This window comes from Halobacillus sp. ABH2_015, from assembly GCF_056158945.1.
In genome coordinates this window covers 3,776,605-3,791,439 of sequence record NZ_JBSWUG010000002.1, presented here as the reverse complement: position 1 = coordinate 3,791,439, position 14,835 = coordinate 3,776,605, and the positions used below count along the sequence as shown (strand labels likewise).

Annotated in this window: 16 protein-coding genes; 4 read left to right on the top strand and 12 right to left on the bottom strand. The window is 48.4% G+C overall.

The window, feature by feature from the left end; all coding sequences use genetic code 11:
• Positions 1–9: 9 nt before the first annotated feature.
• The 4 genes from ACXAD6_RS19665 to ACXAD6_RS19650 all read right to left on the bottom strand — a co-directional run bounded on the left by ACXAD6_RS19665 (position 10) and on the right by ACXAD6_RS19650 (position 4,034).
• On the bottom strand, positions 10–2,022 hold the full coding sequence (locus ACXAD6_RS19665; protein ID WP_474970291.1) for a DUF6449 domain-containing protein: 2,013 nt from the start codon (positions 2,020–2,022) through the stop codon (positions 10–12).
• A complete protein-coding gene (locus ACXAD6_RS19660) occupies positions 1,997–2,896 on the bottom strand; it encodes an ABC transporter ATP-binding protein (protein WP_474970290.1) in 900 nt (299 codons plus the stop codon). The genes ACXAD6_RS19665 and ACXAD6_RS19660 overlap by 26 nt, the downstream gene beginning before the upstream one ends.
• Positions 2,889–3,266, bottom strand: a complete 378-nt coding sequence (locus tag ACXAD6_RS19655; RefSeq protein WP_474970289.1) for a GntR family transcriptional regulator — start codon at positions 3,264–3,266, stop codon at positions 2,889–2,891. Before ACXAD6_RS19655 ends, ACXAD6_RS19660 begins: the two co-directional genes overlap by 8 nt.
• Positions 3,267–3,443: 177 nt before the next feature.
• Positions 3,444–4,034: a flavin reductase family protein gene (locus ACXAD6_RS19650; RefSeq protein WP_474970288.1), complete on the bottom strand. Its 591-nt coding sequence runs from the start codon at positions 4,032–4,034 to the stop codon at positions 3,444–3,446.
• A gap of 136 nt (positions 4,035–4,170) precedes the next feature.
• On the opposite strand from ACXAD6_RS19650, the gene ACXAD6_RS19645 reads away from it, so the two are divergent.
• Positions 4,171–5,586, top strand: a complete 1,416-nt coding sequence (locus ACXAD6_RS19645; RefSeq protein WP_474970287.1) for an alanine/glycine:cation symporter family protein — start codon at positions 4,171–4,173, stop codon at positions 5,584–5,586.
• Between the two features lie 189 nt (positions 5,587–5,775).
• The gene (locus tag ACXAD6_RS19640; RefSeq protein WP_474970471.1) at positions 5,776–6,357 is read left to right on the top strand and encodes a CDP-alcohol phosphatidyltransferase family protein; all 582 of its coding nucleotides are present in this window, start codon (positions 5,776–5,778) and stop codon (positions 6,355–6,357) included.
• Between the two features lie 185 nt (positions 6,358–6,542).
• Here ACXAD6_RS19640 and uvsE read toward each other — a convergent pair whose 3' ends face one another.
• The 6 genes from uvsE to ACXAD6_RS19610 all read right to left on the bottom strand — a co-directional run bounded on the left by uvsE (position 6,543) and on the right by ACXAD6_RS19610 (position 11,165).
• A complete protein-coding gene (uvsE, locus tag ACXAD6_RS19635) occupies positions 6,543–7,499 on the bottom strand; it encodes a UV DNA damage repair endonuclease UvsE (protein WP_474970470.1) in 957 nt (318 codons plus the stop codon).
• 134 nt (positions 7,500–7,633) lie between these two features.
• The gene (locus ACXAD6_RS19630) at positions 7,634–8,458 is read right to left on the bottom strand and encodes an aldo/keto reductase (protein ID WP_474970286.1); all 825 of its coding nucleotides are present in this window, start codon (positions 8,456–8,458) and stop codon (positions 7,634–7,636) included.
• Positions 8,459–8,533: 75 nt separating this feature from the next.
• The gene (locus ACXAD6_RS19625; RefSeq protein ID WP_474970285.1) at positions 8,534–9,370 is read right to left on the bottom strand and encodes an SAM hydrolase/SAM-dependent halogenase family protein; all 837 of its coding nucleotides are present in this window, start codon (positions 9,368–9,370) and stop codon (positions 8,534–8,536) included.
• Between the two features lie 79 nt (positions 9,371–9,449).
• Positions 9,450–9,938 (bottom strand): DUF1189 family protein, encoded by a 489-nt coding sequence (locus ACXAD6_RS19620; protein WP_474970284.1) that lies wholly within the window; start codon positions 9,936–9,938, stop codon positions 9,450–9,452.
• Positions 9,939–9,952: 14 nt separating this feature from the next.
• Positions 9,953–10,201 (bottom strand): YuzB family protein, encoded by a 249-nt coding sequence (locus ACXAD6_RS19615; RefSeq protein WP_027953290.1) that lies wholly within the window; start codon positions 10,199–10,201, stop codon positions 9,953–9,955.
• Between the two features lie 25 nt (positions 10,202–10,226).
• The gene (locus tag ACXAD6_RS19610; protein ID WP_474970283.1) at positions 10,227–11,165 is read right to left on the bottom strand and encodes a bifunctional riboflavin kinase/FAD synthetase; all 939 of its coding nucleotides are present in this window, start codon (positions 11,163–11,165) and stop codon (positions 10,227–10,229) included.
• A 139-nt stretch (positions 11,166–11,304) separates the two neighbouring features.
• On the opposite strand from ACXAD6_RS19610, the gene ACXAD6_RS19605 reads away from it, so the two are divergent.
• Entirely contained in the window at positions 11,305–11,844 is a 540-nt protein-coding gene (locus tag ACXAD6_RS19605; RefSeq protein ID WP_474970282.1) for an HD domain-containing protein, read from the top strand.
• A gap of 36 nt (positions 11,845–11,880) precedes the next feature.
• Here ACXAD6_RS19605 and ACXAD6_RS19600 read toward each other — a convergent pair whose 3' ends face one another.
• Both ACXAD6_RS19600 and ACXAD6_RS19595 read right to left on the bottom strand, forming a co-directional pair.
• Positions 11,881–13,374 (bottom strand): UDP-N-acetylmuramoyl-L-alanyl-D-glutamate--2,6-diaminopimelate ligase, encoded by a 1,494-nt coding sequence (locus ACXAD6_RS19600; RefSeq protein ID WP_474970281.1) that lies wholly within the window; start codon positions 13,372–13,374, stop codon positions 11,881–11,883.
• A gap of 225 nt (positions 13,375–13,599) precedes the next feature.
• Positions 13,600–13,932 carry an ArsR/SmtB family transcription factor gene (locus ACXAD6_RS19595; protein ID WP_474970280.1) on the bottom strand — a complete coding sequence of 111 codons (333 nt, stop codon included), beginning with the start codon at positions 13,930–13,932 and terminating at the stop codon, positions 13,600–13,602.
• A 144-nt stretch (positions 13,933–14,076) separates the two neighbouring features.
• On the opposite strand from ACXAD6_RS19595, the gene ACXAD6_RS19590 reads away from it, so the two are divergent.
• Complete coding sequence (locus tag ACXAD6_RS19590; protein ID WP_474970279.1) at positions 14,077–14,739, top strand: type 1 glutamine amidotransferase domain-containing protein; 663 nt, start codon at positions 14,077–14,079, stop codon at positions 14,737–14,739.
• The last annotated feature ends 96 nt before the right edge of the window (positions 14,740–14,835 follow it).

The window sequence follows — 14,835 nt, the reverse complement described above, 5'->3', positions numbered from 1 at the left end:
ATCTCCCCCTTACTCAAAATGCTGACGAACGAAATCGGGAGCATTTTCTTTGGTGAACGTCACAATTTCATTATAGTCTTTGTTGGTATCATCATAGTAAAGGGCGACTATATAGGCGCCCTCATCCTGATTGTGTCCGCCTTGAAGCAGAGGCTCTATTTTCTCTTTCCCTTCCACGGCCAGTGGCTCCACGCCCTGTTCCAATAAACGATCAAAGATAAATCTCGGGTAATCCTCGGCGAACTGTTCCTCCGGCCATTCAAACACTTCCGCTTCGGCAATGTCCTCGGGTCCGACCATGAAGTCCTCATATAACCCTTCCTTTTTAAGCCAGGCCGTCGTTTGTTCATATCCTTCATATACGGTCGTTTGATAAGGATTGGTTATGATTTCATTGGATTCGTCCCTCACACGGAAGGAAATCCATGAATACATGCCGCTTGGATGGGCCATCTCTTCATAAGACTGGCTGCGCAGATCTTCTTTCAAAGCCTTCAACAAGCCGGTCACTTTCTCCTCATCCACGATTGTATGCGGACTTCCTTTCCCATTAGGATCAAGATGGATGCGGTCCACCTGTCCACTCTCCAGCGTTATAGCTGGATAACGGATGTTTCTACCTTCATCTGTTTCATAAACCGCCTGCCGGGCGGCTTCGATTCTTCGATCACCCGTCTGGTACTGCCGCTGGACCTTCCGACCGTTTTCCAGTTCATAGTTGATAAAGTAATAGTCTTCTCCCATCTCCATAGGTTCACTATATTCGACAAGGGCTTCATGTAAATTCAGCACCGACTCAATTCCTTCTCCGGAAGTGATAGAAGGGATCGGCGTTTCGGCGTTCTGGTACTGCTCGTATTCACCATACCCCTCACTGATATAAGCTTTCACAACCTTTTCCTGCTCCGGAATGTAAGCTTCGTAGCTCTGCCAGCCTAACGGAAGGAGAGCCAGGACAGCACCTGCGCTTCCTGTATAGATGAGCCAGTTTTTCATGAGACGGATATGGAAGACACGCCATGTCTTTTCCAACAGCATAGCTGCTGCCATATATCCGAAGGTTCCGCCCAATACCCAGCCAAACACCATCCAGCCGTACAAACTCAGGCTGAGACCGAAATACATCCCTCCAAGCAGCGCGGTGCAGAAGGTGACACCAAACTTGAAGACAGGGCGCAGCGCTGGTACAGTCACAGCTTTTGTGGCCGTTTCCAACGCACGCCTTTGGTAAATGACATAAGAAAGGCCATACATGACGACAGATGCCAAACCGTACGTCCATAAAGAAACTTGGGATAATGGAAGATTGGAGACTTCACCACCGGAAGAGGACGCCGTCAGCACATCTGTGATTGGTGATAAATGCTGGATCGTTTCTTCCTGAGCGATGACGCCTGAAAAACCATTGACTGTCATGTCCAGGTAATAGCTGATCAATAAGTACATCCCGGCAGGAAATAGCAGGAAAATATACGTAATTACTGCATGGACAGCGGATAAACCGGTCAGCGTCCCTACAAAGACACCGGTCATAAATAAAAGGATGGACATGACACAGAAAACAGCGAGCCAGTAGGCGGCATTTCCGATCGTGAAATAACCCGATACGTCCGCGACCCGTGAAGTTACAACTAGAATGATGAAATTCAAGAGAACCGGGACGAGCAGCAGAACAATCCCTGACACCAGATGATGGTTCAAGAGCCTGCCGCGGCTGATCGGTAAGCTATGAGCAAAGTCCGAGGCATCCTTCGTTTGGAGATACCGGAATAAAAAGACAGCCATCAAGACAGGCAGAATCAATAGAAAAACGGCTTGAAGTACAAAGGCGAACATCGAACCGAAGAGCCCTCCGTCATTATCCACCGGTGAAGCCATAGGAGCGGCTGTATTCAAATCCATAAACAACGGCAGCGGAACGAGAAAGAAAAGTCCAAGAAAATAGACGATGCTGATCCACCCTACAGCTCTGAAATCCTGCTTGAATATTTCCTTATTAAACAAGGATGTTTTCGAACGCATATCCGGCACCTCCCATTTCATAAATGAAAATTTCCTCAAGCGTTAACGGCAGGCGGTCATAAACCACAGGATGCCATGACTGAATTTCCTGTGCCACTTCCTTCTCTGTGCCGCGGACGATAAGAACATATACGCTTCCCCGTTTTTCTACATGAAGGACGTCAAGATCTGTTTCATCAGGATCGAACGCATCCTCCTTGAAGGCGGCCTGAATTTTATGCACGTCTTCCTTCAAGTCGTCCAAATCACGTTCCAGCAGGATCTCGCCCTTATGCAGGATGCCGACGTGGTCGCAGATATCCTCCACTTCCTTCAGGTTATGAGAAGAAATCAAAACCGTCATTTCACGTTCAGCCACATCCTGGATAATCAAGTTTCTGATTTTCTGTCTCATGACAGCATCCAGGCCGTCAAACGGCTCATCAAGAATCAATACATCCGGCACGGTGGACAATGCGAGCCAGAACGCTGCCTGTCTCTGCATCCCTTTTGAAAAACGGCTGAGCTTCTGCTTGTCGTCCAGCTTAAACAGCGTTCTCAGCTTTTCGTACCGCTCTTCATCCCAGCCGGGAAACAAGGATCGATAATAGTCCCCCATCTGCCGAATGGTATATTGAGGAAGGAAATACAGGTGGTCCGGCAGAAAAATGAGCCGCTGCTTTGTTTTCGTATTTTCATAAATTCCAGCATTGTCAATATGGACCTGACCGTCGTCCTGCCGCAGGATTCCTGCGAGCATCCGCATCATCGTCGTTTTACCGGCCCCGTTGGACCCAAGCAGCCCGTAGATCGATCCCTTGTTCACATGAAAGCTGACATTGGTTAAAATCTGTTGTTTATCGAACGATTTATCGACGTTTCTCACATCAATCATGACGTTCTCCCCCTTCCACATCCTTTAAAAGTTCAGCAATCTCTTCCCGGCTCATACCTAAATACATCGCTTCTGCAAATAATTTCTTCAACTCTTCCCTCACTTTTTCCAGCTCCTCTTTCCGTCCGTTTTTACTTGAAGGATGAACAAAGCTTCCTTTCCCTTTCAACGAGTAAATGTAGCCCTGGGACTCGAGCTCCCGGTATGCCTTTTGAATCGTATTCGGGTTGATCGTCAACTGCTGCGCCAGTTCCCTCACAGAAGGCAGCTTTTCATCCTCCTTAAGCACATCGTGAATAATCAGCTGCTTCAGTTTGTCGATCAGCTGCTCGTAAATCGGCTTACGGCTCCTGATATCCAGCTCAAACATAGATCCACCTCCGCCCCTTCTGTATTAACTGTATTATTACTACTAATACAGTAGTATACACGTCACTCCATATTTTGAGAAGTCCCGGTTTGAAAAAATAACAACTTCCCACTTTTAGCTGCCGGATCATAAAAAAAGACGGCCGGGTGAAATCCCGGCCGTCTCGATGTTTGTCCATTATTCTCCGTGGGTGGGCAGGGAATAAAACTCCCGGACGTATGTATAATCTCCTGCCATCCTTCCAACAGGTTTCAGTTTATGGGGATCGATCTTATCCACGTCCACATAGACATCGTCCTTCACATGATAACCAACAAGACGGCCGAGCACTAAATGACCGGACCCCACCTCTACAACCTGTGACAGCGCACACTCCATATGCACAGGAGATTCCTTCACTCTCGGAACATTTACAAAATCTCCGGGTTCCGACTCCACGCCGGCGGCATGGAACTCATCTACATCCGGGCTGTGATTTTTACTGCTCTCGTGCATTTGGTCAGCCAGTTGTTCTGTCACAAGATTAATAATGAAGGTTTCGGTTTCCCTTATGTTGACAAGAGTATCCTTCTCCCGTGCTCCATCACCAATGGAAAAACAAAGCGTGACCGGGTCCATGGAAGCCACTGTAAAAAAACTGAACGGAGCCAGATTGGCCACACCATCAGAGCTGAGAGAAGACACCCATGCGATGGGACGAGGGACGACGGCCCCTTTCACCAGCTTACTCATACGATGCTCATGAAACTGATTTTCTCCGATTTTCATCCTGCTTCTCCTCCTTTTCTTTTCATTGTACTAGAATCCATGTTCTTCCACATCATGTAGAGTAATTCACCGTTTAACAGTAAATGGTAAAGGGAATGTATGATTAACATTTAAAAATAGGAAGGAGTTTCTTTTATTGGGAGATTTATGGAGTGCCTTTAAAGATGCATTAGCCACTGTATCCAACTTTTTATGGACATACCCTCTTGCTATTATTTTAATTCTCGGCGGGATCTTCCTCACGTTCCGCATCAAGTTTTTTCAATTCCGCTTCTTCGGCCATGTTCTCCATCAAACCGTGGGCCAGATTTTCAAGAAAAACAAACAGAAAGGAAGCATCACTCCTTTCCAGGCGTTCACATCAGCCCTTGCCTCAACAGCGGGCGCCACAAATATCGTAGGGGTTCCGGTAGCCATATCGCTCGGTGGGCCGGGGGCACTTTTCTGGATGTGGGTGGTAGCGCTTATTGGAATGGCAACAAAATACAGCGAGATTCTTCTCGGGGTGAAATACAGGGAAAAGAATGAAAAGAACGTATGGGTCGGCGGCCCGCAGTATTACATAAAAAAAGCACTCGGCTGGAAATGGGTCTCCACCGCCTTTGCCTTTCTCCTTATGATTGAACTGATACCAAGTGTCATGGTCCAGTCCAATTCCATTGCCACCCAGACCGAAGGAGCCTTTGGGTGGCCGGTGGAAGTTACCGGCGCCATCATGTGCGTGGCTATTGCCCTCGTGGTATTTGGTGGCATTCAGCGCATCGCCAAAGTCACCGATAAAATGGTGCCGGGGATGGTGCTGATTTACCTTGCTGTCTGTTTTTACGTCATCTTTGCCAACATGGGTGAAATCCCTGCCGTCTTTGCTCTTATTTTCCAGCACGCCTTCACCCCTGTTTCCGCTACGGGCGGATTTGCCGGGGCCGCCGTAGCCCAGGCGCTCCGCTGGGGAATTGCGCGCGGTCTTTACTCCAACGAAGCAGGACTCGGGACAGCTTCGATCGCCCATTCTGCTGCTCAGACCGATCACCCTTCCCGCCAGGCGCTGTGGGGGATCTTCAGCGTTTTTGTAGATACGATTCTGATCTGTACCGTTTCCGGCCTTGTCGTGCTCGTTACAGGGGCCTGGACAGAAGTCGATGGCAGCGACGCCTCCAACATGATCAACGTCGCCATCGGCAGTGAGTTCGGCGACGCGTTCGGAGGAAGCTTCATCAGTGTCTTCCTGCTCTTTTTCGTCATTACAACGATTGGAATTCTTGTATTCTACGGAGAGAAGCAGGCGGAATACTTATATGGGCTGAAAGCGGCCAAAGGGATGAGAATCGTTTATATTCTAGCCGTCTTCGTCGGAGCTCTCGGAGGCCTTCAGTTTGTATGGCAGTTCCTTGATCTGCTTCTAGCCCTTGTCCTTCTTGCGAATATCATCCCGCTCCTGTTCCTGCACAAGGAAATCGCGGCACTGACCGATGACTACGTAAACCGGGTGTATAAAAAGAAAACCTCCAAACGGAACATCTCCTTGTTTGAGGAAGAGGAAGATGCCAGCTGAACCCTTCCTGTACGGAAGCCGGCTGACGGGGACTTTTCCCGTCAGCTTTTTTTATGGGCTGTCCTCCGATTGTAAGAAAGCTTACACATGGACCTTTTCAATTCTCTTCCCAGCCCTGATTATGCTATCGTCTAAGAGGATAGGATATTGGATAAACACGCAGGAAAACAACGAAAAGCAGGTGTTCACATGCTCGATACCCACGCCAGGAAATATGTACAGCCTTCCATTGATAAAACCGCCCACTATTTATTAAAACAGGGCCGTTCAGCCGATCAAATCACCATCACCGCTCTATTCATCGGTCTGGGCACCAGTATCCTTTACATGCTCGGCCATCCGGTGGCTGCTGTCGTCCTTTTATGGTTTTCCGGATTTCTCGATGCCGTAGATGGGACAATGGCCCGCCACACGAAAACATCCCCCTTCGGCACCGTGATGGATATTACGTTCGACCGGGTCGTCGAAGTCGGAATCATTCTTGCGATCGCCTACGTGCACCCGGACGTGCTGTGGCCGCTTCTTCTTCTTACCGCCTCCATCATCATTTCGATGACGATTTTCCTTGTCGTTGGAGCTGTGTCTGAAAAAGCAGGGGTGAAGTCCTTCTATTATCAGGCAGGGGCGGCCGAACGGACAGAAGGCTTCCTTTTATTCAGCATTATGATGTTGTTTCCGGATTATCTGCTCTGGTCAACGCTGTTGTTCTTTGCCGTAGAACTATTCACAGGCATCCAGCGTTTTGTGGAAGCAGCCAAAATTCTGAAGTAAGATCCCTCTCCAATACCCGGAGACTTTGACAGAGATAGACGAGAAAAAAGAGCTGCTCTTTTGCGAAGCAAAGAAGCAGCTCTTTTTTGATTGCAGAATAAATGCTCACAAACCTCTTGTCAGTGAATGCTCATCTTAAAAGCAATCCGGTATAAACGGATAGAAGCAGCATGCAAAGGACTGTTTTATAGATCGAGCACGGCCTCTTCTATCCTTTTCACACCTCTGACAGCAGCCATGTCCTCCACCAGCTTCATGAGAGCAAGATCTTTTCCTTTCGCTTCAATCATAAAATCGACCGGCTGGTTCATTGCTTTCAATTCCTTTAGAAGCGGCTGAATAAAATCAGCGTCCACATAATCCGAATGGCTACGGAAAGCATTCTCCGACTTCGGGGAGGAGATGTGGATTTTCGGAGGCACATGCATGCCTTCCCACGTCCGGAAAAAGCGGGGCAGGAGATCCTTCAGTGATTCTTCATCTGTATGATTGGCCCTATAGTGATGATAATCGAACATCATTGGAATGTTGTGTTTTTCGCACACGTCAAGTGTTTCCGATGTGGTGTAGGTTTTATCATCATTTTCAAGCGTCATCTGCTGTTTGACTGGATCCGGGAGCTGCTTGATATTCTCGTGAAAACGGCCGAGTGCTTTAGCTTTATTTCCGTAGGCACCGCCCACGTGAAGGTTGATATGGGCTTCCTCATGCAGGCCCATCGCTTCCAGCATCGCGTAATGATAGGTCATATCCTTGACGGCATTGATCGTGACTTCAGGCCTGTCACTGGTAAACAACGTAAATTGATTGGGGTGGAAACTCGTCCTCATCCGGTGCCTTCTGACAATATCCCCGATTTCCCTGAACAAATACTCAAAGGGTGTAATATAGTCCCACTCCACATCATCATGGGTGGCAAGCGGAATTAAGGAGGAAGACATCCGGTATAGGTGGATCTGCCGGGCCACATTATAGTGGAGAATCCGAATGGTACGGCGCAGATTCATTTCTGCAATCGTATGAAGCTGTTTCAACGCTTCTTCCCGCCCAAGTTTCTCGTAGCGGGCAAAAGTCATCGTTTTTGCAGGCGCGGCCTCCCACAGCGATAGAGCGTGGGATACATAGCCGAAGCGGATGATCATAAACATACTCCTTCTCACAAAATGGTATAGTTCTATCTTCCCCATAATGGAAAAGGTTAATAATGTAATCAACGATCCCTCTGTTTTTCCAATAAAAAAAGGACCGCCGGCGTCCGGCAGCCCTTTCCTCATGATTATCTTACATTCATTTCTGATGGCTTCGGACCTTTACGCTCTCCACGGTCCAATTTGTTGATGGCCGCCATATCGTCGGCCGTCAATTCAAAGTCAAACACATCAAAGTTCTCTTCGATGCGGGATGGTGTCACGGATTTCGGAATGACAACCGTATCGTTCTGCAGGTGCCAGCGGATGATCACCTGCGCTGGTGTTTTCCCATGCTTTTTGGCAATGGACTGAACATCTTCGTTTTTCAGAACTTCTCCCCCCTGCATGAGAGGGCTCCATGCTTCTACGAGGATACCATGATCACGGCAGAAATCCTTCAGCTCATTCTGTGCAAGATATGGATGGCATTCCACCTGGTTGACTGCAGGCTTCACATCGCATTCATCCAATAGACGCTGCAGATGATCGATGTCGAAGTTACAGACTCCGATAGCTTTTACCTTACCGTCTTTATACAGTTTCTCAAGTGCTTTATAGGTTTCAACGTACTCATCGAATTCCGGTGTCGGCCAGTGGATCAAATAAAGGTCCACATAGTCGAGGCCAAGCTTATCAAGAGAAGTTTCAAAAGCTTTCAATGTATTGTCGTACCCTTGGTCTGTATTCCATACCTTTGTCGTAATGAACAATTCATCGCGCGCAACGCCACTCTGGCGGATGGCTTCCCCGACCTGCTTTTCGTTGCCGTAAATGGCTGCTGTATCAATAGAACGATAACCTGTTTCGATGGCTTTTGTTACCGCAGGCACTGCTTCCTTTTCTTCTACCTGCCAAACACCGAAACCGAGCTGAGGCATTTCAATCTGCCTATGTAGCGTAACCGTCTTCATTGTCATTCTCCTTTTCTGCTTAGGGATTTCAAATTGTAGTGTATCATAACGCTTTCATGCGGGCTTCTAATCTGCTCACGGCTTTTTCAATTGTATTTCCCAATTCGATCCTGTCCGAATACCATACGCCTTGGAAAAGGAGCCTTGGTTAATGGCGACGGCCATATGATCGAGCGAATTCACATATAAGAGAGGCTCTCCGATGTGCGTAGCTGCAAAAGAACGGCCGAACGTCACCGTATTGTGATACACCTCCTGGCCATTGTGAGTGATCTGCACATCCAGTTGACTGCCGTAATCGACGCCTGTCTGAAGGAATAACCGACGGGGAATGTTGGTCCATACATTTCCAAACCGCACATCAAGGATATCCAGGATCCCCGATACAGACCCAGGCTGAAGCACGGGCTCTTTCACCGGGAGCTTCACAAGTTCCGCTGGATCAAGAGGAGGACCGATTTCCTCAAAAGAAATCACTCCGGAAGCCAATCTTGCTCCTGTATAGGCGTAAATGTCCCGGCCGTGGAACGTAAACGATTCACCGGAGCGCGGAAGACGGTTGACCCGCTCGTCAATCTCCCTGACCTCGACGATTCCTTCGGCCGCCATTATATGCGTCAACGTTCCGTTGTCCGGTGTAATGACATAATGGCCGGACCCGGTCCGGACCCCGATGCTTCTTCGGGCAGATCCGACGCCAGGATCCACGACAGACACAAAGACTGTTCCTGTTCTCCAATACCCCATCGTCTGCCACAGCCGGTATGAGCCGTCCCATATATGAAAAGGTGGAATGTCATGGGTCAAATCAAAGATGTTCAACGAGTCATCCACTCCATGCGCCACCCCGTGCATGGCACTCACTGCACCATCTCCGAGTCCGAAATCCGATTGAAATACGAGTGCTCCCATTCGCAGAACCTCCATCCTGTTAAATTAGGAACATTCTAAATAATTCATTTGAAAAAAGCAACATAAAAAAGCACCAGTCCTACGAACGGACAGGTGCTTTTGGATAGATGATGATCATCCGGTACATATAAAAGCTGAAAAGAATGAAAAAAATAAGAGCACTGATCACGTTCGGCACCGCTGCATATTTCAGCACGACGCTGAGAATCAACGGCAGTGTGGCAGCATAAGCGGTCAGCTTCCACAGCAGCTGATATCTCAATTTTCTCTCAAGGGCCTTACAAAGCAGGAGCGCACCTCCGGCCAATATGGAAACCCCGACAAGGATTAAAAAGACAATCAACAGCGGATAAAAGACGAGGAACTGCACGATGTACATTCCTCTGGATACTTCTGTAACGCTCGTCTCCAGATACATAATCGAAAAAACCATATCCGGCAGGAACAAAGCAAACAGAAGCACAAACAAATAACCGATCGTCTGTGTAATGCCTTTTCTATTCAAATGGAACATCGCCTCTTTTTTTGGAAGGCGCAGACTATTCTTCAACGAATCAAAAAACCCCATGAGTCTCTCCTGCCTTATTCAGCGTAAATGGCCAGTTCTTCTTCAATCTTCGTACGGATTTTCTCCAGGGCGTCTTCGGGTGTTTTTGCGAAAACGCGCTGATTATTGACAATGGCATACGGACGGACGGCACACATGCCGCAGAACGATAAACATTCGTTCATGAGTACAGCGACTTCTGGATATTCGGATTCAATGATGCTTTCGATGTCCAGTTCATTGATCAAGTTGCCGTCACATACTTCAACAACAACGATTCCCATCAGGTGTACTCCTTTCTAAGGTGTATTATTCGGGTAAGCCTAAAATTCGACGGGCCTTCTGCTCATCCTTCTGCATCTGCGTGACAAGGGCATCGACCCCGTCAAAATTCTCCTCGTCTCTCAAGTGCCGCAAAAACTGAACGGTCACTTTCCTGTCGTAGAGATCACCGGAAAAATCCAGAAGGTAAGCTTCGACTTTATAAGAATCACCGTTTACCGTCGGGCGGTAACCGGCACTGATTAATGTGTAATAATATTCAGGAGAATCCTGTACAAGCTTCACAAGACCGAGGTAGACGCCCGGCTTGGCTTTGATGTAGTCATCGATTCCTCCGACATTCAGGGTCGGATAACCAAGCGTGCGTCCAAGCTGCTCCCCTTTTTCAACGAAACCTGTAACTTCATAAGGGCGCCCGAGCATCGCCTGGGCCGCTTCCATCCTTCCGTTGGATACATGCGTGCGGATATCGGTACTGCTCACTTTAGAATCATGAAGCATCACACCGGGTACAATCGATACCCCGGCTCCGATTTCCCCGCACAGCTCTGCCAGTCCTTCCGCGTCAGAGCCACGGCCTTTTCCGAATCGGAAATCTTCTCCTACAATCACATGCTGGATATTCAAGCGGTTCAAATGCTCCAGTACAAATTCATCGGGAGATGTTTTTGCATATTCTTTTGTAAAATGGACGTGATAGTAACGATCTACCCCGAACCGTTCCAGACGGGCCAGTTTATCTTCAAGTGTAGACAACCCATACTTAAAGGATTCCTCGCCGCGCAGCACCCATTTGGGATGATCAGAAAAACCATAAACCGCAATCTTATCATCCGGACGGGCCAGCTTCTCTGCTTCCTGTAGAAGCGACTGATGCCCCAGGTGTACGCCGTCCATCTTCCCGATAATTAAAACAACGGGCTCTTGATTCTCAGGTGGTCGTCCTTGTACTTCAATCAGTTCCATTAACAAAGCATCCCCTTCAACCTGTTGATTAAACCTTCTAATTATATAATATCCATTCTTATTTAATCAACCTTGGACAGTTTTTGCAATGATTCTGCCCTTGTTCTTCTGTTATGATCAAAAGAAAAGGAGGAAAAGCATGATTGAGCAGGCGGAACGGCTGGCAGCCAGAGCCCACAGAGGGCAGAAACGGAAGAACTCAGCTGACCCTTACATTGTTCACCCGCAGAGAGTGAGTGAAATCCTCAGAGGATGCGGAGCTTCTGAAGCACTTATTTGTGCAGGGTGGCTCCATGATGTCGTAGAAGATACAGAGGTGACCATTGAGGATATTCAGAAGCAGTTTGGTAATCAGGTGACAGAGCTTGTGGCGGCGCATACGGAGGACAAACGGCTTCCCTGGCAGCAGCGCAAACAGCACACCATCAACGTGGTCCGGGACGGCCGTATGGAAATCAAGTCCCTGATTGCAGCAGATAAGCTTGATAACCTGCGCTCCATCCATACGGCCCAGCAGCGCCTCGGGGAAAAGGTGTGGGATAACTTCAACGCGGGATACTCCCAGCAGAAATGGTATTATCAATCGGTGGCTTCAGCTATGTACAATGGTCTCTCCAAACAGGACGCTCCTCCCTTTTTTCAAGAGTACGCAGAACTGGTTGAACAAACGTTTGATTAAAAAAACATCCAGTTCCCAAACAGGAACTGGATGTTTTTATTGAGCCACTCCGGCATAAAAGCTATCTATAATCGCCTCGTCTGAATGAGGGATTTCCTCTCCCTTCACCATCTGCGCATTATTGATGCACCCGCTGGTCAGAAGAATAATATCGCCTTCTCCCCCCAGCTCGAGGGAACGCAGAACGCCTTCCTCCCGCGTGCGGGTCTGATGGACATGCGGAGATTCCGGATGGGAAAATCCTGTGCAGACTTGATCAACGATAATCTGCGGATCGTGGTAGCCGGGATGGTCGACCGTTACGATGATTTCGTCGGCCCGGCCTTCAATCGCCGCTGCCATCTTCGGCATTTTATTGAAATCACGGATGCCGATCCCGGCAATCATGACAATTAAACGGCGGTGTCTCAGCTTTTTCACTTCTTCCAGGAGACGGTTTAAAGCTACAGGCGTATGGGCGTAATCAAGAATCACCTTCTGATTCATTGGAGTATCGATAACTTGGAAGCGTCCTTCCGGTCCCTGCATGGCCGGGAGGACGGAGAGGATGTGATCGATGGTGAATCCAAGGTGAAGAGCTGTGCCGATGGCAGACAGAACATTCGCGACGTTATAGGTGCCGTACACAGGTACCTGTACGTTTTCCGAACGTCCGTACACCTGTAGTGTGAAGGTGGAGCCCGCCTCTGTCACCTCAATGTCTTCCGCTCTGATATCAGCCTCTGGACGGCCTTCTATACTGTACGTCAGCAGCCCTTCCCTTCCCATTGCGAGAAGTTCAGCGGCCATGCCGTCGTCATCGATATTCACGACGCGGTGATCGGCCTGTTTGAAGAGACGCATTTTACACTCCCTGTAGTGGTCGATGGTATGGTGGTATTCCAAATGCTCCTCAGAAAAGTTGGTGTGGATCGCCACATCAAACTGAATGCCTTCCACACGGGATTGATCCAGGGCAATGGAGGATACTTCCATCACGGCTGCTTCATCTCCGTGGGTACGCAGGTCACGGAAAATGCGATGCAGATCCATTGATTCCGGTGTGGTCGGCGTACTTTTTTTATAGGAGAGCTTTCTGCTGGATGTCCAGATTCCTGTCGTTCCGATGGATCCTGCCGGAAGTTCAAGAAGCGTAAGCAGAGACCGCACGTAGGCGGCTACAGTCGTTTTACCGTTCGTACCAGTGACACCAATCGTCTTCAGCTCATCATCGGCTGCTCCATAAAAGTACTTGGAGAAACCAGCCATGGCCGATCGTACATGGGAAGTGACAATAAACGTTGTCCGCGTATAGACCTCACTCATACGCCGGAACAGCTCATCCTCATGCCCGATAATGACATTGGCCCCGCCGGCAATCGCCTCCTCAACATACTCATGGCCGTCGAAGGTTTCTCCTTTTAAACAGAAAAAAGCGGCATCCGGCTGTATACGTCCGGAATGAAAGGCGAGGGAGGAAACCGTTTGCTCAGTTGGGCCGTAAAGGGCCTCTATATTCAATTGGGGGATTTGATCAAATGAAAGATTCATGTTCATTTTCCTCACTCTTTATATAACTTTATCGTCGTCTTTTTGCAGGTGAACTATGTACGGTTCCTCCGTGGGATTAACGGAAGCTGACCCACTATTTACCGCTCATGGGGTACATACCTTACTACGTACTTTACCCGTTCTTCAAAGACATTGAAACCTTTCTGCTGTATGGCAGGGAAACTGAATCGTTTGAAGGAGAAACATTCCATTTTCATACAATTATCAATTATGCCTGGCATGGCTGATCGTCTGCTGCAGAAGGTCAATGACATGGTCATCATCGTTGGAATAATAAATCGTCGTGCCTGCTCTTCTGTATTTGACCAGCCTTAAATTTTTTAAAAAACGCAGCTGATGAGACACGGTGGACTGTCTTAGGTTCAAATGATCGGCAATTTGGTTGACAGACATCTCCTTCTCGCACAACAAATGCAGGATACGGATTCTCGTTGGATCGCCCAATGCCTTAAACGTCTGGGAAACGACGAATAACGTCTCCTCATCCAGGGGGCTCTGGTCCTCTTCTGTCATCGTTTGTTCCTTTTCGTCAGCCATCCTGCTGCCTCCTTTACCATAGTGAAGAGAAATGTAAATTCATCGTATGTCCCTCTCCTCCTTTTGTCAATGGAGGGAGACGTTTACTCTCCGCCCCTGCCGGGAATTTCTACTGTAGAACCGATAAAGGAGGAACAATCGTTTATGTCTAAAAACGTTCTAATGGTCGTCACGAACCACGACACGATTACGGAAGAACAGTCCACAGGTCTTTGGCTGTCTGAATTCGGAGAAGCCTATAATGAATTTAACAAGCATGGCTACAACATTACTGTCGCCAGTCCAAATGGCGGCGGAATTCCGATCGATCCGAACAGTGTCAGTGACGACGAACCACAGGAAATCCTGGATACCAAACCTCATTTAGAAAATACGACCCCGCTGATCGACGTGGAAGCGGACGATTACGATGCCATCTTCCTCCCAGGCGGACACGGGACGATGTTTGATTTTCCAGATAACGAAAAACTGCAGAAACTGCTTCGAGGATTTTATGAAGATGGAAAAGTCGTATCTGCTGTCTGCCACGGCCCCGCAGGTCTTGTCGGTGCCACATTATCCAACGGCGACCCTCTCGTAAAAGGGAAACGCGTCAGTGCTTTTACAGACGCGGAAGAAGCAGAAACAGGCCTTGATGAGCATATGCCTTTCCTATTGGAGAGCCGCCTGAGCGAACTTGGTGCACAAGTCCGAAATGGGGCCAACTGGGCAGAGCATGTAGAAGTAGACGGACGCTTGGTTACCGGGCAGAACCCTCAATCCACAGAAGCCGCAGCCAAAGAAGTCGTAAAACAGTTAAATCAGTAAGAAATAAGGGATCCTGATTCAGGGTCCCTTTCGGCTGTCCAAAAAGAAGGATGGAGACATGGAAAAAGCTTGTAGAAAAACATGGTGTTTTTCTAC

Excerpts from the sequence above, each read along its gene's own strand:
- ACXAD6_RS19660 (WP_474970290.1), bottom strand. The coding sequence starts at position 2,896 with ATGATTGATGTGAGAAACGTCGATAAATCGTTCGATAAACAACAGATT.
- ACXAD6_RS19595 (WP_474970280.1), bottom strand. The coding sequence starts at position 13,932 with ATGGCTGACGAAAAGGAACAAACGATGACAGAAGAGGACCAGAGCCCC.
- ACXAD6_RS19620 (WP_474970284.1), bottom strand. The coding sequence starts at position 9,938 with ATGGGGTTTTTTGATTCGTTGAAGAATAGTCTGCGCCTTCCAAAAAAA.
- ACXAD6_RS19590 (WP_474970279.1), top strand. The coding sequence starts at position 14,077 with ATGTCTAAAAACGTTCTAATGGTCGTCACGAACCACGACACGATTACG.
- ACXAD6_RS19605 (WP_474970282.1), top strand. The coding sequence starts at position 11,305 with ATGATTGAGCAGGCGGAACGGCTGGCAGCCAGAGCCCACAGAGGGCAG.
- uvsE (WP_474970470.1), bottom strand. The coding sequence starts at position 7,499 with ATGATCATCCGCTTCGGCTATGTATCCCACGCTCTATCGCTGTGGGAG.
- ACXAD6_RS19650 (WP_474970288.1), bottom strand. The coding sequence starts at position 4,034 with ATGAAAATCGGAGAAAATCAGTTTCATGAGCATCGTATGAGTAAGCTG.
- ACXAD6_RS19630 (WP_474970286.1), bottom strand. The coding sequence starts at position 8,458 with ATGAAGACGGTTACGCTACATAGGCAGATTGAAATGCCTCAGCTCGGT.
- ACXAD6_RS19610 (WP_474970283.1), bottom strand. The coding sequence starts at position 11,165 with ATGGAACTGATTGAAGTACAAGGACGACCACCTGAGAATCAAGAGCCC.
- ACXAD6_RS19640 (WP_474970471.1), top strand. The coding sequence starts at position 5,776 with ATGCTCGATACCCACGCCAGGAAATATGTACAGCCTTCCATTGATAAA.
- ACXAD6_RS19655 (WP_474970289.1), bottom strand. The coding sequence starts at position 3,266 with ATGTTTGAGCTGGATATCAGGAGCCGTAAGCCGATTTACGAGCAGCTG.
- ACXAD6_RS19615 (WP_027953290.1), bottom strand. The coding sequence starts at position 10,201 with ATGGGAATCGTTGTTGTTGAAGTATGTGACGGCAACTTGATCAATGAA.
- ACXAD6_RS19665 (WP_474970291.1), bottom strand. The coding sequence starts at position 2,022 with ATGCGTTCGAAAACATCCTTGTTTAATAAGGAAATATTCAAGCAGGAT.
- ACXAD6_RS19625 (WP_474970285.1), bottom strand. The coding sequence starts at position 9,370 with ATGGGAGCACTCGTATTTCAATCGGATTTCGGACTCGGAGATGGTGCA.
- ACXAD6_RS19600 (WP_474970281.1), bottom strand. The coding sequence starts at position 13,374 with ATGAATCTTTCATTTGATCAAATCCCCCAATTGAATATAGAGGCCCTT.